At 60.7% G+C, this 22852-nt stretch carries 20 protein-coding genes; 7 read left to right on the top strand and 13 right to left on the bottom strand.

The genetic code is table 11. The features are described from left to right. Window positions 1-714: 714 nt before the first annotated feature. The 4 genes from QMK52_RS02340 to QMK52_RS02325 are packed head-to-tail and all read right to left on the bottom strand — an operon-like array spanning window position 715 to window position 7012. Window positions 715-2079, bottom strand: a complete 1365-nt coding sequence (locus QMK52_RS02340) for a heavy metal sensor histidine kinase (protein WP_320403785.1) — start codon at window positions 2077-2079, stop codon at window positions 715-717. Next, window positions 2069-2746, bottom strand: a complete 678-nt coding sequence (locus tag QMK52_RS02335) for a heavy metal response regulator transcription factor (RefSeq protein ID WP_005784958.1) — start codon at window positions 2744-2746, stop codon at window positions 2069-2071. Before QMK52_RS02335 ends, QMK52_RS02340 begins: the two co-directional genes overlap by 11 nt. A 7-nt stretch (window positions 2747-2753) precedes the next feature. After that, the gene (locus QMK52_RS02330; RefSeq protein WP_194440145.1) at window positions 2754-5849 is read right to left on the bottom strand and encodes a multidrug efflux RND transporter permease subunit; all 3096 of its coding nucleotides are present in this window, start codon (window positions 5847-5849) and stop codon (window positions 2754-2756) included. Then, window positions 5846-7012 carry an efflux RND transporter periplasmic adaptor subunit gene (locus tag QMK52_RS02325; protein ID WP_320403784.1) on the bottom strand — a complete coding sequence of 389 codons (1167 nt, stop codon included), beginning with the start codon at window positions 7010-7012 and terminating at the stop codon, window positions 5846-5848. The genes QMK52_RS02330 and QMK52_RS02325 overlap by 4 nt, the downstream gene beginning before the upstream one ends. Window positions 7013-7205: 193 nt before the next feature. Here QMK52_RS02325 and QMK52_RS02320 point away from each other — a divergent pair, with 193 nt between their 5' ends. Both QMK52_RS02320 and QMK52_RS02315 read left to right on the top strand, forming a co-directional pair. Further along, window positions 7206-7439, top strand: coding sequence for a hypothetical protein (locus QMK52_RS02320; protein ID WP_005784964.1), 234 nt, complete (start codon window positions 7206-7208; stop codon window positions 7437-7439). A gap of 162 nt (window positions 7440-7601) precedes the next feature. Next, a complete protein-coding gene (locus QMK52_RS02315; protein ID WP_005784966.1) occupies window positions 7602-8384 on the top strand; it encodes a transporter substrate-binding domain-containing protein in 783 nt (260 codons plus the stop codon). A 51-nt stretch (window positions 8385-8435) separates the two neighbouring features. Here QMK52_RS02315 and QMK52_RS02310 read toward each other — a convergent pair whose 3' ends face one another. The 5 genes from QMK52_RS02310 to QMK52_RS02290 all read right to left on the bottom strand — a co-directional run bounded on the left by QMK52_RS02310 (window position 8436) and on the right by QMK52_RS02290 (window position 12962). Then, window positions 8436-9179 (bottom strand): YkgJ family cysteine cluster protein, encoded by a 744-nt coding sequence (locus QMK52_RS02310; protein WP_103734610.1) that lies wholly within the window; start codon window positions 9177-9179, stop codon window positions 8436-8438. A gap of 108 nt (window positions 9180-9287) precedes the next feature. Beyond that, on the bottom strand, window positions 9288-9770 hold the full coding sequence (locus QMK52_RS02305; RefSeq protein WP_032877712.1) for a GNAT family N-acetyltransferase: 483 nt from the start codon (window positions 9768-9770) through the stop codon (window positions 9288-9290). Between the two features lie 3 nt (window positions 9771-9773). Beyond that, window positions 9774-10676, bottom strand: a complete 903-nt coding sequence (locus QMK52_RS02300) for a chemotaxis protein CheV (RefSeq protein WP_005784972.1) — start codon at window positions 10674-10676, stop codon at window positions 9774-9776. Between the two features lie 198 nt (window positions 10677-10874). Further along, on the bottom strand, window positions 10875-11849 hold the full coding sequence (locus tag QMK52_RS02295; RefSeq protein ID WP_005784974.1) for a 2-hydroxyacid dehydrogenase: 975 nt from the start codon (window positions 11847-11849) through the stop codon (window positions 10875-10877). 144 nt (window positions 11850-11993) lie between these two features. Next, complete coding sequence (locus QMK52_RS02290) at window positions 11994-12962, bottom strand: LysR family transcriptional regulator (RefSeq protein ID WP_005784976.1); 969 nt, start codon at window positions 12960-12962, stop codon at window positions 11994-11996. Window positions 12963-13143: 181 nt separating this feature from the next. On the opposite strand from QMK52_RS02290, the gene QMK52_RS02285 reads away from it, so the two are divergent. From QMK52_RS02285 to QMK52_RS02270, 4 genes are read left to right on the top strand one after another with little or no spacing between them, the layout of a single operon-like run. Then, window positions 13144-14655: an efflux transporter outer membrane subunit gene (locus QMK52_RS02285; protein WP_320403783.1), complete on the top strand. Its 1512-nt coding sequence runs from the start codon at window positions 13144-13146 to the stop codon at window positions 14653-14655. A gap of 10 nt (window positions 14656-14665) precedes the next feature. Then, window positions 14666-16843 (top strand): FUSC family protein, encoded by a 2178-nt coding sequence (locus tag QMK52_RS02280; RefSeq protein ID WP_320403782.1) that lies wholly within the window; start codon window positions 14666-14668, stop codon window positions 16841-16843. Further along, on the top strand, window positions 16833-17033 hold the full coding sequence (locus QMK52_RS02275) for a DUF1656 domain-containing protein (protein ID WP_005784982.1): 201 nt from the start codon (window positions 16833-16835) through the stop codon (window positions 17031-17033). Before QMK52_RS02280 ends, QMK52_RS02275 begins: the two co-directional genes overlap by 11 nt. A 10-nt stretch (window positions 17034-17043) precedes the next feature. Further along, the gene (locus QMK52_RS02270; RefSeq protein WP_194440148.1) at window positions 17044-17904 is read left to right on the top strand and encodes an HlyD family secretion protein; all 861 of its coding nucleotides are present in this window, start codon (window positions 17044-17046) and stop codon (window positions 17902-17904) included. Window positions 17905-18330: 426 nt separating this feature from the next. Here QMK52_RS02270 and QMK52_RS02265 read toward each other — a convergent pair whose 3' ends face one another. Both QMK52_RS02265 and QMK52_RS02260 read right to left on the bottom strand, forming a co-directional pair. Continuing rightward, window positions 18331-18732, bottom strand: a complete 402-nt coding sequence (locus QMK52_RS02265; RefSeq protein WP_005784985.1) for a hypothetical protein — start codon at window positions 18730-18732, stop codon at window positions 18331-18333. Beyond that, window positions 18725-19912, bottom strand: coding sequence for an MFS transporter (locus tag QMK52_RS02260; protein WP_005784987.1), 1188 nt, complete (start codon window positions 19910-19912; stop codon window positions 18725-18727). The genes QMK52_RS02265 and QMK52_RS02260 overlap by 8 nt, the downstream gene beginning before the upstream one ends. A gap of 112 nt (window positions 19913-20024) precedes the next feature. Here QMK52_RS02260 and QMK52_RS02255 point away from each other — a divergent pair, with 112 nt between their 5' ends. Next, window positions 20025-20882: a LysR family transcriptional regulator gene (locus QMK52_RS02255; RefSeq protein ID WP_320403781.1), complete on the top strand. Its 858-nt coding sequence runs from the start codon at window positions 20025-20027 to the stop codon at window positions 20880-20882. A 2-nt stretch (window positions 20883-20884) separates the two neighbouring features. Here the strand turns inward: QMK52_RS02255 and QMK52_RS02250 are convergent, their stop codons facing one another. Together QMK52_RS02250 and QMK52_RS02245 are read right to left on the bottom strand one after the other, a co-directional pair. Then, a complete protein-coding gene (locus QMK52_RS02250; RefSeq protein ID WP_320403780.1) occupies window positions 20885-21505 on the bottom strand; it encodes a retron system putative HNH endonuclease in 621 nt (206 codons plus the stop codon). Beyond that, entirely contained in the window at window positions 21498-22844 is a 1347-nt protein-coding gene (locus tag QMK52_RS02245) for an AAA family ATPase (RefSeq protein WP_320403779.1), read from the bottom strand. Before QMK52_RS02245 ends, QMK52_RS02250 begins: the two co-directional genes overlap by 8 nt. Window positions 22845-22852: the final 8 nt, after the last annotated feature.

The following is a 22852-nucleotide window of genomic DNA, read 5'->3' as shown; positions in this document are numbered from 1 at the left end:
GGGTAAGCGGGTCAGCTGCCTTTGCCGTCGCGCTCATCGATGCGTCAAAGTAACGCAGGCGAGCGGTGCGATACAGAGTGTAACAAGATAATAACTATTGCCCAAATCGCAACAGTGTGGGCGATAGGATCTTCTGTGGGAGCTGGCTTGCCTGCGATGCAGACACCTCGGTATGCCACGCGCGCCGGGATGATGCTATCGCAGCATGGGTATCTACACATCTTTTGGTACGGCGCTGTACCTGTGGCGAGGGAGCTTGCTCCCGCTGGCGGCCTCAGGGCCGACGAGGGTGCTGGGTCAGACCGAGTACATATCCGTTATTTAGGTAACGGCTGCTATTGGTTCCGCTCTTACAGCGGCTCACTTTTGAAAAGCCGGAATGCCGGCCCAGACAAAGGTAAGCAAAACGCTCTTGCCCCAACACTCGGCACCTCGCTTAGGCTCGGTGTGCCCGTAATCCGCCATGGATTTGGGGGGCCGCCGCCACGCGCCATCCATGGCGCGGGGCGGCTAAACCGGCATCCCTGCCGGTTTACCCCCCAAATCCATGTCGGATTCCGGCCAGCGTGGTTTAACGGGGCGCCTGAGATCAAAAGCAGATCAAGATCAAGAGCTACTCGCTTCGCATCGTGGTTACCGTCGGTTGCTATCAAGTTGTGTAGATACCTATGGCTATCGCAGGCAAGCCAGCTCCCACATTTTTGACCGAGTTGTTTAGACCGGAAGGGTGATACCAAAGGTATTGCCACCGCCTTCGCTGCGCACAAACACATCCCCGCCATGCATCAACGCAATCGCCTTGACGATAGCCAGCCCCAGCCCGTGATTGGCCCCGCTGTTGCTGCGTGATGCATCCACCCGGTAGAAACGTTCGAACAGGCGCGGCAAGTGTTCGCTGGCGATCGCCTCGCCAGGGTTGGTCACGCCAATCGCTACCTGTTGCCCCTGCACCTGGATGTGCACGTTGATAACCTGCTCGGGCGCGGTGTGTTGCACGGCATTGCTCAGCAGGTTGATCAGCGCACGCCGCAGGTGGGCCTTTTCGATCTGTACCCGGGCATCGCCGTGCACGCGCACCTGGACCTGGGCGTCTTCGAGGATGAAGTCCAGGTAATCGAGGGTGGTGGCCACTTCATCGGCCAGGGAGCATTCGATCAGCTTGGTGGCTTTGCTGCCCTGGTCGGCGCTGGCGAGGAACAGCATGTCGTTGATGATCGAGCGCAGCCGTTCCAGCTCTTCCAGGTTCGATTGCAACACCTCGAAATAGTGCTCGGCCGAACGCCCACGTGTCAGTGCGACTTGGGTCTGGCCGATCAGGTTGGTCAGCGGCGAGCGCAGTTCATGGGCCACGTCGGCGTTGAACGATTCCAGGCGCGAGTAGGCTTGTTCCACGCGGTCGAGAGTGGCATTGAACGAATTGACGAACAGGCTCAACTCCGGCGGCAGCGGTGACAATTGCAAGCGCCCCGAGAGTTTGGGCGGGGCGAGTTTGCGCGCTTCGTCGGAGAGCTTTTCCAGTGGCTTCAAGCCGATGCGCGCAACCCAGAAGCCCAGCAGCGCGGCCATGACCACACCCACCATTGCCAGGCTGATCAACGCCACCAGCAAATGATGCTGGGTGGCGCGGAAGTTTTCGGTGTCGATGGCGATCATAAAGCGCAACGCCGGGCGCTGGTCCTTGGCCGCAAACTGGCTGACCAGCACCTTGAACGGATAAGCGTGGCCGGGCAGGCGCAGGTCGCGCTTGCCCGTCGGGCCCTGTGCAAAGGCACGGATTTGCGCGTCCGGCTCGCCATATTCATAGCTCGGGTCGCTGCTGACCACCCAGAATCGAATGCGCTTGTCTTCTTCGCCCAGCAGCTTGAGCTTGGACTTTATCTTGACCCAATGCTCCGGCGTGCCGAAGCGGTTCACCGACGATTCCAGCACGCTGTAGCGCGCATCCAGTTCGGCGCCCGGCAACAACCCCAGGCCGCGATCCACCTGCTGGTACAGCGCGCCGCCGATCAGCACGAAGATCAGCAGCGCCACCAGAGTGAACATGCTGCTCAAACGCAGGGCAATGGAATTAGCCGACACTACGGTTCTCCAGTACATAACCCATGCCGCGAATGGTGTGCAGCAGCTTGTGTTCGAACGGCCCGTCGAGCTTGGCGCGCAGGCGCTTGATCGCCACTTCCACCACGTTGGCATCGCTGTCGAAATTGATGTCCCAGACCATCTCGGCAATCGCGGTCTTGGACAGGATTTCTCCCTGGCGCCGCGCCAACACGCTGAGCAGCGAGAACTCCTTGGCGGTCAGGTCCAGGCGTACACCGTTGCGACTGGCCTTGCGGCTGATCAAGTCGATCCACAGGTCGGCAACGGTTACCTGCACCGGCTCATGGCCGCCGCTGCGGCGGGTCAGGGCTTGCAGGCGCGCCACCAGCTCAAGAAACGAAAACGGCTTGCCCAGGTAATCATCGGCGCCCTCACGCAGGCCGCGAATGCGGTCCTCCACGCGCTCGCGGGCGGTGAGCATGATCACCGGCGTCTGCTTGCGGGCGCGCAACGCCCGCAATACGCCAAAGCCGTCCAGGCCGGGGAGCATCACGTCGAGCACGATCACCGCGTACTCATTCTCCAGCGCCAGGTGCAGGCCCTCGACGCCTTCGCGTGCCACATCGACGGTGTAGCCTTGCTCTGTCAGGCCACGGTGCAGGTAGTCTGCGGTTTTTTCTTCATCTTCAATAATCAGGACGCGCATGACCGCCTCAGTGTGTGGTCGCCAGCGCCAGCGCTGGTTTGGGCCTGTGGAAAGTCCGTTCAAGGTACAAGTATATGACCGGAGTCGTGAACAGCGTCAGCGCCTGGCTCACCAGCAAGCCACCCACCACCGCAATGCCCAGCGGTTGACGCAGTTCCGCCCCCGGGCCCGAGCCCAGCATCAAGGGTACCGCGCCGAGCAGGGCGGCGAGGGTGGTCATGATGATCGGTCGGAACCGCGTGACGCAGGCTTCATAAATCGCATCCTCCGGCGTCAGCCCGCGCACGCGCTGGGCTTCCAGGGCGAAGTCGATCATCAAAATGCCGTTTTTCTTGACGATGCCGATCAGCAACACCAGGCCGATCAAGGCCATGATCGAAAAGTCCTGGCCCAGCAGCCATAGCATGATCAGCGCACCCAGGCCCGCCGAGGGCAGGGTGGAAATGATCGTCAGCGGGTGCACGAAACTCTCGTACAGCACACCCAGGATGATGTACACCGCCACCAGCGCCGCGAGGATCAGCCACGGTTGGCTGGCCAGCGAACTCTGGAACGCCTGGGCCGCGCCCTGGAAGTTGCCGATCAGGGTACTCGGCATACCGATGTCGTTCTTGGCCTGGTCGAGCATGATCACCGCGTCGCCCAGGGCCACGCCGGGCGCCAGGTTGAACGACAGGTTGGCGGCGGGGAACATGCCGTCATGGCTGATGGACAAGGGCCCCACGCTGGGCGGCTCGACCCTGGCCAGTGCCGACAGCGGCACCATTTCGTTGGTCAGCGGCGAGCGCAGGTAAAAGTAGTTGAGGCTTTCGGCCTTGCCGCGTTGCTGGCTGTCCAGTTCGAGTATCACCTGGTACTGGTTGATCTCGGTCTGGAACTCGTTGATCTGGCGCTGGCCGAAGGCGTCGTACAGCGCCTGGTCGACATCGGTGGCGGTCAGGCCGAAGCGGGCTGCGGCCTGGCGGTCGATGTTGATGTGGGTAATGCTGCCGCCCAGTTGCAGGTCGTTGGACAGGTCACGAAACGCAGGGTTGCTGCGCAGTTTCTCCGTGAGGCGTTGGGTCCAGGTGTTGAGCGTCGGGCCGTCGTTGCTCTTGAGCACGTATTGGTACTGGGCGCGGCTGGGGCCGGAGCTCAAGTTGATGTCCTGGCCGGCGCGCAGGTACAGCACGATACCGGGCACTTTCGCCAGTTGCGGGCGCAGGCGGTCGATGAACTGGCTGGCGGACACGTCGCGATCACCGCGATCTTTCAAGGCAATCCAGAAGCGCCCGTTGGCGATGGTCTGGTTGCTGCCGGTGACGCCCACCGAGTGGGAAAACGCCTGCACCGCCGGGTCGGCCTTGACGATGTCCGCCAGGGCCTTGTGCTTGGCAACCATGTCCTTGTACGACACATCGGCCGCCGCCTCGCTGGTGCCGAGCACGAAACCGGTGTCCTGCACCGGGAAGAAACCCTTGGGGATAAACACATAACCGACCACAGCCAAGGCCAGGGTCACCACGAAGATCGCCGCCATGCTGCGTTGGTGCGCCAGTGCCCGGCGCAGATTGCGTGCGTAGCCGGCCAGCAGGCGCTCGCTGAAGGAGGGTTTGGCGTGGGCAGGATGGCTCGGTGCGCGCATGAACAAGGCGGCCAGGGTAGGCGCCAATGTCAGCGAAACCACCACCGAAATCAGGATGGTCGAAGTGGCCGTCAGCGCGAATTCCTTGAACAACCGCCCGACCACACCGCCCATGAACAGCAGCGGAATAAACGCCGCTACCAGCGAGAAGCTGATGGACACCACGGTAAAACCGATTTCGCCGGCCCCCTTGATCGCCGCTTCGCGCTGGCCCAGGCCGGCCTCCAGGTGCCGATGGATGTTCTCCACCACCACAATCGCATCGTCCACCACGAAGCCCACGGCGATCACGATAGCGACCAGGGTCAGGTTGTTCAGGCTGAACCCCATCACGTACATCAGGGCAAAACTGGCCACCAGCGATACACCCAGCACGCCCGACACAATCAGTGTCGCCGAGAGCTGGCGCAAAAACAGCGCCATCACCGCCACCACTAGCAGGATGGCGATCAGCAGGGTCATTTCCACTTCATGCAGGGAGGCGCGGATGGTCTTGGTGCGGTCGGTCAATACGCTGACCTGCACCGAGGCCGGCAACATGCCTTGCAGGCGCGGCAGTTCGGCCTGGATGCGGTCGACGGTTTCGACGATGTTGGCGCCGGGCTGACGCGAAATCACCAGGTTGACCCCTGGCGTATCGCCGGACCAGGCTTGCACGTAGGCGTTTTCCGAACCATTGATGACGTTGGCGATATCGCGCAGTTGAACCGGTGCGCCGTCTTTGTAGGAAACGATTAACTGGCCGTAGTCTTCGGGATGAAACAGCTGGTCGTTGGTCGACAGGGTCGAGACGCTGTTCTCGCCATAGATCGCGCCCTTGGCCAAGTTGAGGCTCGACTGCTGAATGGCCAGGCGTATGTCGGCGAGGGTCAGGCCGATGGCCGCGAGTTTGTCGGGGGAGGCCTGCACGCGAATCGCCGGGCGTTGCTGGCCGGTGATGTTGATCTGGCCGACGCCGTCGATCTGGCTGATCTGGCGCGCCAGCAGGGTTTCCACGTAATCACTCAGCTCGGTGCTGGGCATGCTGCCTGAACTGACGCTGAGGATCAGCACCGGGCTGTCGGCCGGGTTGACCTTTCTCCAGGTCGGCAAGTTCGGCATATCGCTGGGCAGCTTGCCGGAGGCGGTGTTGATTGCGGCCTGGACTTCCTGGGCGGCGGTGTCGATGCTTTTTTCCAGGGTGAACTGCAACGTCAAAAGGCTTGAGCCCAAGGCGCTGCTGGAGGTCATCTGGGTCACGCCGGGGATGGCACTGAATTGCACCTCCAGGGGCGTGGCCACTGATGAGGCCATGGTGTCCGGGCTGGCACCGGGCAGTTGCGCGGTGACCTGGATCGTCGGAAATTCCGCTTCCGGCAGCGGGGCGATGGACAGGCGTGGGAAGGCGATGATCCCCAGCAGTACCAAGGCAAACGTCAACAACAGGGTGGCTACCGGGTGATCAACGCACCAGGCCGAGGGCGAACGGCTGCCGCTCATGGTTGCACCGTGGCGTCAGCGGTCTGGATCACCTGTGGTGGCTCCTTGAGTACTTCCACCTGGGCGCCGGCCTTGAGCCGCGACTGACCGTCGCTGACCAGCACGTCCCCGGCCTGCACGCCGGTGATGATGTTGATCTCGCTGTCCTGATAGGCAACCTGTACCGGCACCACTTCTGCTTTATTACCGTTGACCCGGTACACGAAGTGCGCGTCCAGCCCACGCTGCACTACGGTCGGTGGTACCACTAGAACATGCTTGTCGAGGGCCGTCTGGATCTTGATGGTCACCAGTTGCCCCGGCCACAGCTTTTGCGCAGGGTTGTTGAACTCGGCCTTGGCTCGCAGGGTGCCGGTGGTGGAGCTGATCTGGTTGTCGATCAGGCTCAGGTGGCCTTCGCCGAGCAGGTGGCCGGTGTCGCCGTCGGTATCGGCGCCCAGGTAGGCGTCGACGCTGGCCGGGGTTGGCGCCGCGATCAGGCCCTGCAGGGTCGGCAGCATCTGCTGCGGCAGGGAGAACTCAACGGCGATCGGGTCGAGCTGGGTGACGGAGAACAACCCCTGGGTGTCGCTCATGCGCAGGAAATTACCTTCATCCACACTGCGAATGCCCACGCGACCACTGACGGGGGAGCGAATCTGGGTGTAGGAAAGTTGTACCTGAGCAGCATCAATCGCAGCCTGATTGCCTTGCACGGTGGCCCTGAGCTGGTTCACCAATGCCTGCTGCTGGTCATAAGTCTGCTTTGATACGCCGTCGTCAACGCTCAGCGCCTTGTAGCGCTTGAGGTTGACCAGTGCCACTTGCAACTGCGCCTGGCTTTCACCCAGTTGCGCCTTGGCCTGGTCGAGGCTGGCGCGGATCGAGCGGTCATCGAGGGTCGCCAGCAGGTCACCGGCCTTCACCGACTGACCTTCCTGGACCAGCAACCGGGTGAGGATGCCGTCGATCTGCGGGCGAATCACCACATTGTGCAACGACAGCACCGAGCCGATGCCGCTGACAAACCGCGGTACATCCTGTTGCGTCACGCTCACCACCCGCACGGGAATGGCGGTAGGCGCCGCCAGCCGCGCCTTGGCCGGCCGGGTCAATGCCCAGGCTGCGACAGCCAGTATCAGGAGGGCACCCACTATCAGGGCCATGTTTCGTTTGATCTGCATAGGAGGGCGCCGGCGCAAACTGCACGTTGGAGTTTGGAAAGCTGCTTTATAGCGCTGTTTCACCGTCAGCACGGTGACGGCAAACTGACAGCCGTGACAGTTAGGCTGTGTGAGCCTGTCGCTTGAAGTTACTGCTGGCAGCCTCGGCCCCGTATACTCGCGTTTTTACACCTATAGCTGTGCCGGAGCCCCTATGACTTCCCCCACCCAACCCCCTGTTGAAGCGGCCGACCTCGTCGATTCGGCCACCGCCGACAGTGCTGAAAAAGCCGAGATCCCGGCATTCAAGTTCCCCTTCAAGCCGGGTGAACTGGCAGGCGCCAAAAACGCCAGCCAGCCCTGGTACAAAGGCGGCGCCAAGAACGGCCATACCAAGACCCCTGGCATGGCACCCCCAGGCACGCGCCGTTCGATGGGTAAACGTTAAGGCTAAATCGAAGCTAGCGTTATAGGCTGTTGCCTACGTCGCCTGTCGATATTTCTACTTGTAGGTCCGCGGTCGATTCTTGAAAGCTTGCACAGCGTTTGCTTCGTCCCGATGACGCTCCATCGGGACGAGTGAGTAAGCTTTCCGGAAAAGGACGTTCCCGTGGCCCTGATACACCTCTGTGCAGTGCTTGCCTTCTTGCTCTCGACGACGGCCGTTGCGGGCGACGTTCAACCGCGGCGCGAGATCCGTTTCGCCGTGGCCGCGCATTTTCCCCCCTTTCAGAGCCGCAACCCGCAAGGGCAACTGGTGGGGCTGAACATCGAACTGGGCAATGCCTTGTGCGAACAACTCAACGTGCGCTGTATCTGGGTTGACCAAGTCGTCATGGAAAATTTTCCGGCCCTCGAAGCCCGGCAGTTCGACGCGATCATGGGCATGGCGCCGACATGTCGGCGCCGACAACGGGTGAGTTTTACCGATGACCTCTACCCGATCACCACCCGCCTGGTGGGTCGTAAAGGCTCAGGCTTGACCCCTGGCCGGCGCTCGCTCAAGGGCAAGCGCGTGGGGGTGCTGGTCAGGAGTAATCGTGAAGCCTTTGCGCTCTCGCAGTGGGCACCGGCGGGGGTGATCATCAGAAGTTTCTGGCTCAACGACCAACTGGTTCAGAGCCTGGTGTCGGGTGATATCGATGCGACCTTGCAAGGTGCCGTGGAGATCCGTGAGGCGCTGCTCGACACAGCCGACGGCCTGGACTTCGGTTTCCTGGGGCCTGTGGTGTCATCGGGCCTGTTGGGCAACAGCGTGGCTATCGCGGTACGAAAACCTGATACCGCGCTGCGCAATGAGCTGAACCATGCGCTTGAACAGCTGATGCAAAACGGCGAATACCAACGCATCCTCCAGCCCTATCGTCTGGATGTAGCGCCTGCCACTCCATGATCGCGATAGATCTCAATGCCGGAGCAGACTCAGTCAAATCCCCGTCGGCGGTCAGGCAGCCCGCAACGAGATAAACGCATAGTTGGCCGGCACTTCGGTGGCAATCTGCGCCCCGGCGTCCAGCAGTTGTTCGGCGATGTCCATACCGGATACATGGAACACCCATTCATTGGCCATGCTCGGCTGGACCACTGCCTGCTCGACAGCTTGGGCAAACGCCTGCATATCCGGCAGGTAGGCGGTAAAACCGTCGCCCTTGAGTGCTGTGGTACGAATGCCGAGCAACGCACACACCGCTTCCTTGGTTTGTACATCATCACGGTCGGCCTGGCGCGAGCGGCCGATCAGTTCAGCCAGTTCCTTGTCCATTAACTCGCCACCGACGATCAAAGCCGGGCCCTGTTCCCAGGATTCTGGCGGGCAATCCTTGGCACTCGGGTTCAGCGGGATATGCGGGTTGATCTCCATCGGGTAGATCCGGCACACCAGTGGGCGTCGTTCATAGATACGGCAAAGGTTGTCTTCGTCAAGATTCCGGCAGCGTCCGGCGTTATAGGCGGCAAAGGTGATTGCCACAAACGCCTCGGTAGTGCCGCTGGGCACCATCACCGATCGGCGCTCGGCGTGTTCACGTTGTTGCAGGGGCAGGCCCAGGCCGTTGCCGAGGAAACCCTCGACCAGGACGATGACGTTACCGCCGTCCGCCGCCCAGCTACGGGCTTCTGCGAGGGTCAGGGGGACGTGATGGTCGCTGCAGCATTTGCCGCAACCTACGCAAGAAAACTGAGTGTTCATGGCGGATCTGTCACCAGGCTAGGTCAGAGGGCACGCTTGAGGGGTGACGGGTTTTTTACCTCTATCGACCGCTCGGCACTCTGGAAGCAAGTTATGCGCCAGGGGTTGTCAGCCCTTGGGCACAGTGTCGCGCAGGACAAATCTCATATCGGCACTTTCATACAGTTGCCGGGCACGCAGGTTGCTTTCCAGCACCTTGAGGTCGACATAAGGTTCGCCGCGCTGCTTGAACACCTGAAAGCTGTGCAGCAACAAGGCGCGCCCCAGCCCCTGGCCCTGGGCGCAAGGATGTATCGCAAGGTTCTTGATGAAGGCGCTGGTCCAGCACTGGGCGACACCGAGAATGCCGTCGGCGTTAATGGCGACCAGGCACAACGTCGGGTCGCACTCGGCATCGGTCACGAACTGTCGGCGCCATTCATCCAGGCTGGCGACACGGCCTCCGCCCTGGTCTTGAGTCATGCGCAACACGGCATGGATCGCCGGGGCCAATTCATCCCGGTAATGATCCAGCCGCGTATTCGCTGGCCACTGCGGGGCGGGCAGGCTGCCCGTGAGGTCGCGACGCAGCAGCTGGAAATACTCGGCCACTGCTTACAGGCCCTTTTGTGCCACGGTTTGCGCGGCGATGACCAGGTACTTGGTCAGCTCCGGGGAGGAGAACTTGGTGAGCACCGCATCGGCACCGGCCAGGCGGGCTTTCTCGCTGTTCATCGCGCTGTCCAGGGAAGTGTGCAACAGCACGTATAGGTCCTTGAAATCCGGGGTTTCGCGCAGGGTGCGGGTAAGGGCGTAGCCGTCCATCTCGGACATCTCGATATCCGACACCACCACATTGATCTGCTCGCCCGTGCCTTGCAGTTCCAGCAACACATCGATGGCTTCCTTGGCGCTGCGCGCGGTGTGGCAGGTGAGGCCAAGGTTACGCAGGGTGTGTACCGACTGCTGCAAGGCCACCTGACTGTCGTCCACCACCAGGATGCGGGCGTTGCCGAGCACTTCGGCTTCTTCCATGGTCAGGTCGGTCGGCGCCGTTTCAATCGGTGCCGGGGCGATGCCGTGGATGACTTTCTCGATATCCAGCACCTGTACCAGGCCACCTTCCACTTGGGTTACCCCAGTGATAAATGCACGGTTGCCCCCGGAGCCGTAGGGTGGCGGGCGGATGTCGGTGGTCAGGCAATGCACGATCTTGCTCACTGCCTGCACATGCAAACCCTGCTTGGAACGGCTGACGTCGGTGACGATCAGGCAGCCGCCGTCCGGGTCTTGCAAGGGCATTTCACCGAGGGCGCGGCTCAAGTCGATCACCGACAGCGAGGTGCCGCGCAAGGTGGCAATGCCTTTGACGTGCGGGTGGGACTCCGGCAGCTTGGTCAGCGGCGGGCAGGGGATGATTTCACTGACTTTCAACAGGTTGATGGCCATCAGCTTGCCGCTGCGCAGGGTAAAGAGCAGAAGCGAAAGTGAGTCTGCGCGGGCTTTGGTGGTGGACATAAAAACCTTCTGTGGATCAGGGATGACGATCATCTATGGAAGGTTATCGACTCGGCTGGCCTGGGCTTTAACCGGATTTTGTGTCGGGCACTGCTAATGTGGGAGGGGGCTTGCTCCCGATATCGGCGTGTCAGTCAGCAGATGTACAACTGATCCACCGCCATCGGGAGCAAGCCCCCTCCCACATTGGGTTATGTATCAGCCCTTCCAGACCTGTGGGTTCACCAGGTCCTGCGGGCGTTGGCCCAGCAGGGCGCTGCGCAGGTTATCCAAAGCACGATTGGCCATGGCTTCGCGGGTTTCACCGGTGGCCGAACCGACGTGCGGCAGGGTCACGGCATTACTCAACTGGAACAACGGCGATTCGGCCAGCGGTTCCTTTTCATACACATCCAGCCCGGCACCGCGAATTTGCTGGGTTTGCAGGGCTTCGACCAGCGCCGGTTCATCCACCACCGGCCCACGGGAAATATTGATCAGGATCGCGCTGGGCTTCATCAGGCCTAATTCGCGCGTGCTGATCAGGTGACGGGTCTTGTCGCTCAATGGCACCACCAGGCAGACAAAATCCGCCTCGGCCAGCAACTGGTCCAGGCTACGGAACTGCGCGCCCAGTTCTTGCTCCAGCGCGGTCTTGCGGCTGTTGCCGCTGTACAGGATCGGCATGTTGAAACCCAGGCGCCCACGGCGGGCCACGGCCGCGCCGATATTGCCCATGCCGACGATGCCCAGGGTCTTGCCATGTACATCGCAGCCAAACAACGGCGCGCCGACGCTGGCTTTCCACTGACCGGCCTTGGTCCAAGCGTCCAGCTCGGCCACCCGGCGTGCGCTGCTCATCAGCAACGCAAAGGCTAGGTCGGCAGTGCTCTCGGTGAGTACATCGGGGGTGTTGGTCAGCATGATGCCGCGCTCGTTGAAGTACGGCACGTCGTAGTTGTCGTAGCCCACCGACACGCTGGACACCACTTCAAGTTTGCTCGCGCCTTCAAGCTGTTCACGGCCCAGCTTGCGGCCCACGCCGATCAAACCGTGGGAGTGGGGCAGGGCGTCGTTGAACTGCGCGTTGATGTCACCCTGCTTGGGGTTGGGCACGATCACCTCGAAATCCTGTTGCAGGCGTTCGATCATCGGTGGGGTGATGCGGCTGAAGGCCAGGACAGTCTTTTTCATTGTAGAACTCCACTCAACGTGTGGGAGCTGGCTTGCCTGCGATGGCGGTATGTCAGTCACTATTGTATTGGCTGATCCACCGTCATCGCAGGCAAGCCAGCTCCCACAATGAATTTATAAGGGGTGGGAAGCAGCATTCCAAAATCAGGTCGCAATGCGCGTGCCACCCAGGCCGCCGCTCAACTCATACGCCACCAGCTCCGCCTGGTGCGCCGCCAGGATCTCCGGCAACGAACCACGCAGGTACTCCACCCAGGTCTTGATCTTCGCATCCAGGTATTGGCGCGAAGGGTAGATGGCGTACAGGTTCAGTTCCTGAGAGCGGTAGGTCGGCATCACCCGCACCAGCGTGCCGTTGCGCAGCCCTTCGATGGCGGCATACACCGGCAGCAGGCCGACGCCCATGCCGCTGGTGATTGCGGTTTTCATCGCGTCGGCCGAATTGACCAGGAACGGCGAGCTGTTGATCGCCACGCTTTCCTGGCCTTCAGGCCCGTTGAAGGTCCATTTGTCCAGTTGGATCACCGGGCTGACCAGGCGCAGGCACGCATGGTTGAGCAAATCCTGCGGCTGCTGTGCACAGCCCTTGGCCTTGACGTATTCCGGGGAAGCACAGGCGATGCTGTAGGTGATGCCCAGGCGCTGGGACACGAAACCCGAGTCCGGCAGTTCACTGGCCAGCACGATGGACACGTCGTAGCCCTCGTCGAGCAGGTCCGGTACGCGGTTGGCCAGGGTCAGGTCGAAGGTCACGTCGGGGTGGGTGCGGCGGTAACGGGCAATCGCGTCGATGACGAAATGCTGGCCGATGCCGGTCATGGTGTGCACTTTGAGCTGCCCGGCAGGGCGGGCGTGGGCGTCGCTGGCTTCGGCCTCGGCTTCTTCGACGTAGGCGAGGATCTGCTCGCAACGCAGCAAATAACGTTTGCCGGCCTCGGTCAGCGCGATGCGCCGGGTGGTGCGGTTGAGCAAGCGGGTTTGCAGGTGGGCCTCAAGGTTGGAGACCGCGCGCGAGACATTGGCCGTGGTGGTGTCCAGTTGCGCGGCGGCGGCGGTGAAGCTGCCGGCTTCGGCCACGCAACTGAAAGCGCGCATGTTTTGCAAAGTGTCCATGGAGTGTTCTCAAGGGAGATGACAAATTGTGACAGAAAGTTACGCCGACCAGTGATCCCTACCAACGGATTATCGCCTGAACGGTAACAAAGATTCACAGGAATGCCAGCTTATCGTCCTCCATGCCGCCGCCTAGAATTGCGCCACCTCTTGCGCAACACCTCTCAGGAATTCGCTTGCCGTGCCGCGTCGCATCAGCAGAGAGCTGAAGACTCTCAGTGTTTGGGCCTTATCGTTAGCCATCAGCGGTTGCATCGGAACCGGAGGAATTGCCCCCCAAGGCCAGGCCCTCAACGCCAATACCCTGGCCACCGATGAAGCCATTCAAGACGCCTCCCAGGATGCCCATTGGCCCACCGCCCAATGGTGGCAAGCCTACGGCGACCCGCAGCTCAACCGTTGGGTCGAACTCGCCACCCAGAACAGTCCCAGCCTGGCCGTGGCCGCCGCACGCGTGCGGCAAGCGCGGGCGCTGGCCGGGGTTGCGGAGTCGGCCGAGTCGTTGCAGATCAACAGCGACACCACCCTCAAGCGCCACAACTGGCCGAAAGATCAGTTCTACGGCCCCGGCGAATTGAGCGGCGCCAACACCTGGGACAACAACTCGTCCCTAGGCCTGAGTTACGCCCTCGACCTGTGGGGGCGGGAAAGCAACAGCACCGAACGTGCGGTCGACCTGGCGCACATGAGCGCTGCCGAAGCACGTCAGGCCCAGCTCGAACTGCAGAACAACGTGGTGCGCGCCTATATCCAGCTGTCGTTGCACTACGCCAACCGCGATATCGCCGCGGCCACCCTGGCCCAGCAACAGCAGATTCTCGACCTGGCCAACAAACGCCTTAACGCCGGGATCGGCACCCACTTCGACGTCAGCCAGGCCGAAACCCCGCTGCCGGAAACCCATCGCCAACTGGATGCCCTGGACGAGGAAATAGCCCTGAGCCGCAACCAGTTGGCGGCGCTGGCCGGTAAAGGTCCAGGCGAGGGCGCGCAGTTGCAACGCCCGACCCTGGCCCTCGCCGCGCCATTGAAGTTGCCCTCAAGCCTGCCTGCGCAACTGCTCGGCCAACGCCCGGATGTGGTCGCCAGCCGCTGGCAGGTGGCGGCCCAGGCCCGTGGCATCGATGTGGCCCACGCCGGTTTCTACCCCAACGTCGACCTGGTCGGCAGCCTCGGCTACATGGCCACGGGCGGCGGTATGCTGGAGTTCCTGGCTGGCAAGAAATTCAACTACAACGTCGGTCCGGCGATCACCTTGCCGATCTTTGATGGCGGCCGCCTGCGTGCTCAATTGGGCGAAGCCAGTGCCGGCTATGACATCGCGGTCGCCCAGTACAACCAGACGCTGGTCAATGCGCTCAAGGGCATCAGCGACCAGTTGATCCGCCGCGAGTCCATGGACAAGCAGTCGGCTTTCGCCGCGCAGTCGGTGGCCTCGGCGCAGAAGACCTACGACATCGCGATGGTCGCCTACCAGCGTGGCCTCACCGACTACCTCAATGTGCTCAACGCCCAGACCCTGCTGTTCCGTCAGCAACAGGTCGAGCAACAGGTGCAGGCGGCGCGCCTGAGTGCCCACGCCGAACTGGTGACCGCCTTGGGTGGCGGCCTAGGTGCCGGCAACGATGTGCCCCAGGATGCCAAGACCCTTCCAAGCAAGACCCCGGCGGCACTTGCCGTGTTCGACCACTGAGTAGGATTCGATGACTTCCTTGCCTGCACCGCTGCGCTGGCTGCATTCCCTTGAGTGGCGCCGTGGCTTTTTCGACTGGGCACGCAGCGACGGCGTGACCTGGGTGTATATCTTCAAGGTGCTGGTCGCCGCGTTCCTCACGCTGTGGCTGGCGATGCGCCTGGAACTGCCGCAACCGCGCACCGCGATGATCACCGTGTTTATCGTGATGCAGCCCCAGAGCGGCCAGGTGTTCGCCAAGAGTTTCTACCGTTTCCTCGGCACCCTGGCAGGCTCGGCGGTGATGGTGCTGCTGATCGCCTTGTTTGCGCAGAACACCGAACTGTTCCTCGGTGCGCTGGCGATCTGGGTGGGCATTTGTACCGCTGGCGCTACGCGCAACCGCAACTTCCGCGCCTATGGGTTTGTGCTTGCCGGCTACACCGCCGCGATGGTCGGCCTGCCGGCACTGGCCCACCCGGACGGCGCCTTTATGGCAGCGGTGTGGCGGGTGCTGGAAATCTCCCTGGGGATTCTGTGCTCGACAGTGGTCAGCGCCGCCATCCTGCCGCAGACCTCCAGCGCCGCCATGCGCAACGCGCTGTACCAGCGCTTTGGCGTGTTCGCGCTGTTCGTCACCGACGGCCTGCGCGGGCGCAGCCAGCGCGAAGGGTTCGAGGCCAGTAACGTGCGTTTTATCGCCGAAGCCGTGGGTCTGGAAGGGCTGCGCAGCGTCACCGTATTCGAAGACCCGCACATGCGCCGACGCAACGGGCGGCTCAGTCGCCTCAACAGCGAATTCATGAGCATCACCACGCGCTTCAACGCCTTGCACCAGTTGCTTGAACGCTTGCGTGCCGATGAGGCCGATCATGTGGTCGCAGCGATCAAGCCCGGGCTGCAAGACCTGGCCGAAGTGCTCGACAGCTTCTCCGGTCGCGCCCTCACCAGCCCGGACGCCGCGCGCCTGGTCAATCAACTGAGCGCCTACAAGGACGACCTGCCCGCCAAGGTGCGCAGCCTGCGGGCGAGCTTCCAGGGCGATAACCCGACCGAAGCCGAGCAGTTGGACTTTCATACGGCCTACGAGCTGCTGTACCGCTTCGTTGACGACCTGCACAACTACGCACAAACCCACGCCTCACTGGCTGATCACCGCCATGCGCGGGAAGACTGGCACGAAGCCTATACGCCAAAAACCAACTGGCTGGCCTGCGCCGCCGCCGGGGTGCGGGCCTCGTTTATCCTGATCGTGCTGGGCAGTTACTGGGTAGCCACCGCCTGGCCCAGCGGCGCGACCATGACCTTGATCGCGGCGGCCACGGTGGGCCTCTCCGCTGCCACACCCAACCCCAAGCGCATGGCGTTCCAGATGGCCTGCGGCACCTTGATCGGCGCCTTGGTCGGCTTTGTCGAAATGTTCTTCGTGTTCCCCTGGATCGACGGCTTCCCGCTGCTGTGCGTGATGCTCGCACCGGTGATCATCTTCGGTGCTTTCCTCTCCTCCCGCCCGCAGTACGCCGGTGTCGGCGTGGGCCTGTTGATTTTCTTCAGCACCGGCTCGGTGCCGGACAACCTCACGGTCTACAACCCCTACACCTTTATCAACGACTACATCGCCATGGTCATCGGCATGTTGGTGTGCGCGGCGGCGGGGGCGATCATCCTGCCGCCCAACAGCCGCTGGCTGTGGCGCCGCCTGGAGCAGGACCTGCGTGAGCAGGTGGTGTATGCGATCAGCGGCAAGCTCAAGGGCCTGGCGTCGAGTTTTGAAAGCCGTACCCGCGACCTGCTGCACCAGGCTTATGGCCTCGCGGCCGGCCAGCCGCAGGTGCAACGCGACCTGTTGCGCTGGATGTTCGTGGTGCTGGAGGTCGGTCACGCAATCATCGAGTTGCGCAAGGAACAGGCGATTCTGCCGGTGCATCCGGCCTATGCCGAGTCCCAGCCGTGGCGCCAGGCGATCCGCGTGATGGGCCGTTCGCTGGTGCGGTTGTTCCTGCAACCCAGCGCCAGCAACCTGGAGCGCGGCTTGATCGCCGTCGACCATGCGATCAGCCGCGTGCAGGCCACCGACGAACCTTTCGCCCCGCACTTCGATACCTCAGCCCTGCGCCGGGTAAAGAGCTACCTGCACTTTATCCGCACCTCGTTGCTCGACCCGCAATCGCCACTGGCGGCCCTCAAAGGAGCCTCGAATGCCCCGTGAAATCGCATTCCACGGCATCTATATGCCGACCATGACCCTGATGTTCCTGATCGCCGCCGGGCTGGCCTGGGCGATTGATCGCTTTCTGGCCGGGTTCGACCTGTACCGGTTTTTCTGGCACCCGGCGCTGTTGCGCCTGAGCCTGTTTGCTTGCCTGTTCGGCGCCCTGGCGCTGAGCGTCTACCGTTGAGAATGCCCCGATGAAAAAGTTTTTCAGCCTGCTCGCGACCTTGCTGGTGCTGGCCCTGGCGATCTGGATTGGCCGCACGTTGTGGGTGCACTACATGCAAACGCCATGGACCCGCGACGGCCGCGTGCGCGCCGACATCATCAACGTCGCGGCGGACGTTACCGGCGAAGTGGTAGAGGTGCCGGTACGCGATAACCAGTTGGTGAAAAAAGGCGACCTGCTGATGCAGATCGACCCCGAGCATTACCGCATCGCGGTCAAGCAGGCGCAATCGCTGGTGGCTTCACGCAAGGCTACCTGGGAGATGCGCAAGCTCAACGCCCACCGCCGCGCCGACCTTGACGCTCTGGTGATCTCCAGGGAAAACCGCGACGACGCCAGTAACATCGCCGACTCGGCCCTGGCCGATTACCAGCACGCCCTGGCGCAACTGGAGGCCGCTGAACTCAACTTGAAACGTACCCGCGTGCTGTCGGCGGTGGACGGCTACGTCACCAACCTCAACGTGCATCGCGGCGACTATGCGCGTATCGGTGAAGCGAAGATGGCTGTGGTGGATATGAATTCGTTCTGGGTCTATGGCTTCTTTGAAGAAACCAAGCTACCCCACGTCAACGTCGGGGATAAAGCCGATATGCAATTGATGAGCGGCGAGACACTCAAGGGTCACGTGGAAAGCATTTCGCGCGGTATCTACGATCGCGACAACCCTGAGAGCCGGGAACTGATCGCCGATGTGAACCCGACTTTCAATTGGGTACGTTTGGCCCAGCGTGTGCCGGTGCGCATTCACATTGATGAAGTGCCCGAAGGCGTGCTGCTGGCGGCAGGGATTACCTGCACCGTGATCGTAAACCCAACACAAAACTAAAAATGTGGGAGGGGCATGAAGTATCTACACAACTTTTCGGTACACCGCGGGACCCTGTGGGAGGGGGCTTGCCCCCGATGGCGGCCTGACAGCCGACCAAAATGTTGGATCAGACCGAGTACATATCCGTTATTTGGGTAACGGCTGCTATTGGTTCCGCTCTTACAGCGGCTCACTTTTGAAAAGAGCCGGAATGCCGGCCCAGCCAAAAGTAAGCAAAAGGCTCTTGCCCCACCACTGGGCACCTCGCCTAGGCTCGGTGTGCCCGTAATCCGACAGTGATTTGGGAGGGCGCCTAAGATCAAAAGCAGATCAAGATCAAGAGCGGCTCGCTTTGCATCGTGGTTACCGTAGGGGGCTGCGAACTGAAGTTGCGTAGATACCTATGCTCATCGGGGGCAAGACCCTCCCACATTCAGGCCCGCGTTAAGCCTTGATGAACGTCTCATGCAAGTGACGCCACAAAAGCGCACCACTGGCCTGCTTCTCGAACACCACCGTGGCGCGGCGATCTGTCTGGGTGCCACTGTCATCCAGCTGATGCTCGCGATACGTCACCGTGGCTCCCCGCGCATGACGATCAATCCCGGTCATTTCACTCAAGGTGATTTTCAACCCCGGCCGCATCCCACCCAGGCGCGTGAACAACGCATTGACCCCGGCCCTGTTGACCCGCGTACCGGTGGCCGGCGCGACCATGCTGAACTCCGGTGAGAAGCGCGCCAGCAGATTTTGCAGCGTGCCCTCAGGCGCAACGCCGGCAAACCACTGCTCGATCTCGACATGAGTCTGGATCACTTCTTCAAAAAAATCGCTGTAGTCAATCATGGTTGGGCTCGCTGCAAGGGTGAAGCAGCCTGCGTACCTTGGACGCATCCAGACGCAGCACTGCGAAAAGCGGCAACAGGGTCAGAGCTGCCGCTATCGTGAAGGTTATGGCGAAGGAATCCAAGGTCGACAGTACTGCACTGAGCAAGGCGGCGCCCACGCAGAAGCTCACTTGCCGGTTCATGTTCCATAACGCGCTGGCGTGGCCCATGCGCTCGGCGGGAATATCCAGAAAGGCCAGGGTCTGTGCGGTGCTGCTGCACAGGCTGCCGCCCAGGCCCATCAGGACGTAGGCCGCAATCATCAGCGCCGGCTCGTTGAGCAACAGGATGCCGCCGCATTGCAGCGCCATGCCCGCCACCAGCAAGGGTTTCGGGCCACAACGATTGAAGAGTTGCTTGCTCAGGTAGATCGCCACGGCTGAGGCCAATGCCCACGGCAACATGAGTGCGCCGGTCTGGGTGGCGTCATACCCCAGGTCACGCACGTAGAGGATGGCGATCAGGCTGGTGCCGATAAATATCCCCGGAATACACAGGTAAACCAGCATTGCCACACGCAGCATCGGGCTGGCGGCTTGTTTGAACATACTGCCCAGGTCCAGGGGCGGGCGTACGGTGGAAGGCACATCGGGTTTTATCCACAGCAGCGCCAGCAGCAGGGTCACCAGCGCCAGAGGCAGGTTGGCGTAGAAAATCCAGCGCCAGGACAGGCTGTCGACAATCACCCCACCCAGCGCTGGAGACAATGCCGGTACCAGCAATGCCACCGACATGACCCGCGCCGTCAACTGGCTGCGCTCGGCCGCGGGAAAGTGTCGGTAAGCCATGGCTTGCCCCACTGGAATCAGCAAGCCGCCACCGAGCCCCTGCACAGCGCGCCAGCCAATCAACGTCTCGATGGAGCCGGCCTGGCCGACCATCACCGATGCCCCGGCAAACAGCAGCAGGCTGGTGGCGATCAGGGTGCGCTCGCCCATGAGCGCCGCCAGCCACACGCTCAAGGGAATGATCACCGTTAGCCCGAGCATGTAGGCATTACTGATCCACGCCAGCTGCGTGACCGAGGCGTGCAGTTCGCGGGCGATGTCCGGGTAGGCGACGGTGGCGACAAACATGTTCACCAGGTCCAGGGCAAAGCCCAGTAGAAAGATCCAGGCGACTTTCGAGCGGTAGGTCATGAACGCGATCCTGCGAATGAAGCGCGCAGGGTAGGCGGCAAGCAGGGTTTGGGATACCTCGGTTTGCCTGTTAGTTTGTCAAAAATATTTTGACAAACGGAGGGCGTGGCCCATGGTCAGCCTGGATCGATTCGACACCTTCAAGGCCGTGGTCGAGGCCGGCTCGCTCACGGCCGCCGCGGATCTGCTCGGCCAGACCCGCGCCGTGGTCAGCTTCAACCTCAAGCGCCTGGAGGCGGAGTTGGGCGTCACCCTGCTGACCCGCAACACTCGCCAACTGGCGCTCACCGATGCCGGCGAACGTTTCTACCTGCGCTGCACACGAATGCTCGAAGAGGCGCGCCTGGCGGTGGAAGAGGCCCGTTCCGAACATGCGCAGCTCAAAGGTACGCTGCGCATCACCACCACAGTCGAGTATGCCCTGGCCGTGGTCGCCCCGGCGGTGGAAGCGTTTCGCCGCCTGCACCCGGACCTGAATATCCACTTATCCACATCCTCCACCCACGCCGATTTGATCTCCGAGCGTTTTGACGTGGCGATTCGGCTGGGGCGCTTGCTGGACTCCAATCATCGGGCGGTGCAGTTGTCGACGTTTGAAGTGTTCGCTGTCGCGGCGCCAGCGTTTGCGGGCGTTCAGACCCTGGAGGAGTTGGAGCAGGTGCCCAGGCTGGGCCATGGTCGCTTGACTGAGTTGAGCGTGACCAACCCTGCCGGTGATGAGCATCAATACCGCGCAGGTCCGGCCGCGTTGGTGGCCGACAGTGCCGCGGTGCTCCAGGCGTTTGCGGTGCGTGGCCACGGTGTGGCGATCTTGCCACAGTGGCTTGTGCAGGAGGATTTGGAGGCGGGACGGCTGGTGCGTGTGTTGGCGGACCATCGCTTCGCGCCTCAAGGGGTCTACGCGATGTATCCGGATACCCGGCATTTGCCGCTTAAGGTGCGGGCGTTTATTGATTTTATGAAGGGATAATGTCAGGTGGTTAGCTGGCGGATGACGTTTATGAGGACAGGCGCGAAAGGTTTCAGTCGGTTGTTGGCGTCTGGAACGCTCAACTCATCCATTAACAGGAGCAACAGCTCGGTATTTTCTACTTCGAGCTCTACTCCCCCCTCATACAGAAGCGCTTCCACTAGAGTTTTTCGGGCATTAATCAATGCTCGGTTGCTTTCATGGCTGTCACCCAGGTTTAGCACTTTAATGGCGGTTGCTGCGCTTGGGGTCAGCCCCTCCACTCGTCCTGAAATATAAAATTTCAGTTCGCTTTCGCATTCATCCATTAACGGTGTGAGTGGTAATACTTGGTGGCCGTGGGCTTTGTCGCATTGTTTGGACCTGTCGCAGCTAGCGACGATGTTGGAAAAATCCAATGTGCGATTTGGCGCGAGTTTTCGAGCTTGAACATGCTCATTGCGAGCGTTGTTAGCAGTGATTTCGTGGCAGCAGTAAGCACAAAGTCCATGTTGTTCTTCGACGCATGCCTGCCGAATGGATTGGCTTGGCTCATGCGCCAAGTCTTGGTAGCGACCCTTTGGGTTTGCACGTTTCCATTGCGTTAGTGCTGCGGGTTCATCTCCTTTGATGATCTTACGCACTGCGCAACTCCAGTTTGCGAATCAGAAGGGCGGCTTTGGTGAGTTCGATATGTCCTGGAGGAAGGTCTGAGGACAACTCTTCGAAGAGGACCTTGGCCTTGCTTAGCTTTTTGTCTTGCACCAGTTCCAATAGACGATCAAGACTGGCCTGAACCTTACTATTACGCACGTCCGTGTCCATGACACTAATCAGCACTTGGTTAGCGTCCAAGCCATAGAGGCCATTGCGTTCTTCCAATTCGCCGTCATCGAGGACGTAGCACAAGACATCCTTGGCATCGCTGATCACTAATGGAGAATGGGTCGTCAGGATGAATTGGCAGTTGGGGAAGGTTTCAGTCAACTGGCAAATAAGATTGCCTTGCCATTTGGGATGTAGGTGAAGATCTACTTCGTCTATCAGAACAATGCCTGATCCATATAATGGGTTTTCTAAAGCGGGGTTCATTATGGCGAGACGACGGGCGATATCACCAACCAAGGCCATTAAAGATTTTTCGCCTTGAGAAAGTTGTGAGACATTAAGTGTCACCCCTTTTTTATCAATTGCCATATGTAGGTTAGGTGTTCGTTGAACTCGCAAGTTGTCAAAGTCGTGCATAAATACGGTAATTGCAGAGCGCACTGCTGAGAGTTGGCGGTCTCTTGAGGCATTTTGTACGCGATTCAGCTCATCAACAAATTCTTTGTCTGCCCCGAAAGTTTTTTTCAGGTGGACCAATACATCGAAAGGTATGGCAGCTTCATTTTCACCATCCTCACGGTCTCGGAACCATTCGAAAAAGTGTGAAAAATTTACGCTTCCTCCCAAGGAGTTTTCATAACCGCTCAGTTGGTCAGCAGAGTTTTTAGTTTTTTTGATGGCTAGCGGAATTTGTAATACGGACCGCTCTACAGGATAAAAAGCGATCATAGGTAGAGAGATGTTTTCGTCCACCAATGACCAATGGTACCGGTAGTTACCAGCCAATTCAGTTGCATCTGCAAGTTCACTGGTGCCCAACCCCATTCGACCTTGGCGTGACTGGGAAATCGTCCAGTAATAAGTTGAGCGTTTTGAATGCCTGGTGTCGTTTATTTCAATGTAGATGGCGGCTGTGTTGGCAGCGTTTTTAATGACCTCTGAAGCAATCGACGAGCCTCTCCCTCTTTCAGTCTTCACTCTCGCTACAAACCAACTAAGCGCCGTCGCCAGCGACTTCAGAATTGTCGTCTTCCCCGCCCCATTATTCCCCACAAACACCGTCACCTTCGACGCATGCTTTTCGGTAGGCGCAAAGGCGACTTCCAAGTCGGTAAAACGACCGACGTTATTCAGTCGAATTTTTCTGATTTCCATCGCATTAC

It is taken from the genome of Pseudomonas sp. P9_2, assembly GCF_034008255.1.
Classification (GTDB): domain Bacteria; phylum Pseudomonadota; class Gammaproteobacteria; order Pseudomonadales; family Pseudomonadaceae; genus Aquipseudomonas; species Aquipseudomonas synxantha_A.
Note: the sequence above shows the minus strand (reverse complement) of the source record. Positions and strands in the feature narration are given on the sequence as shown.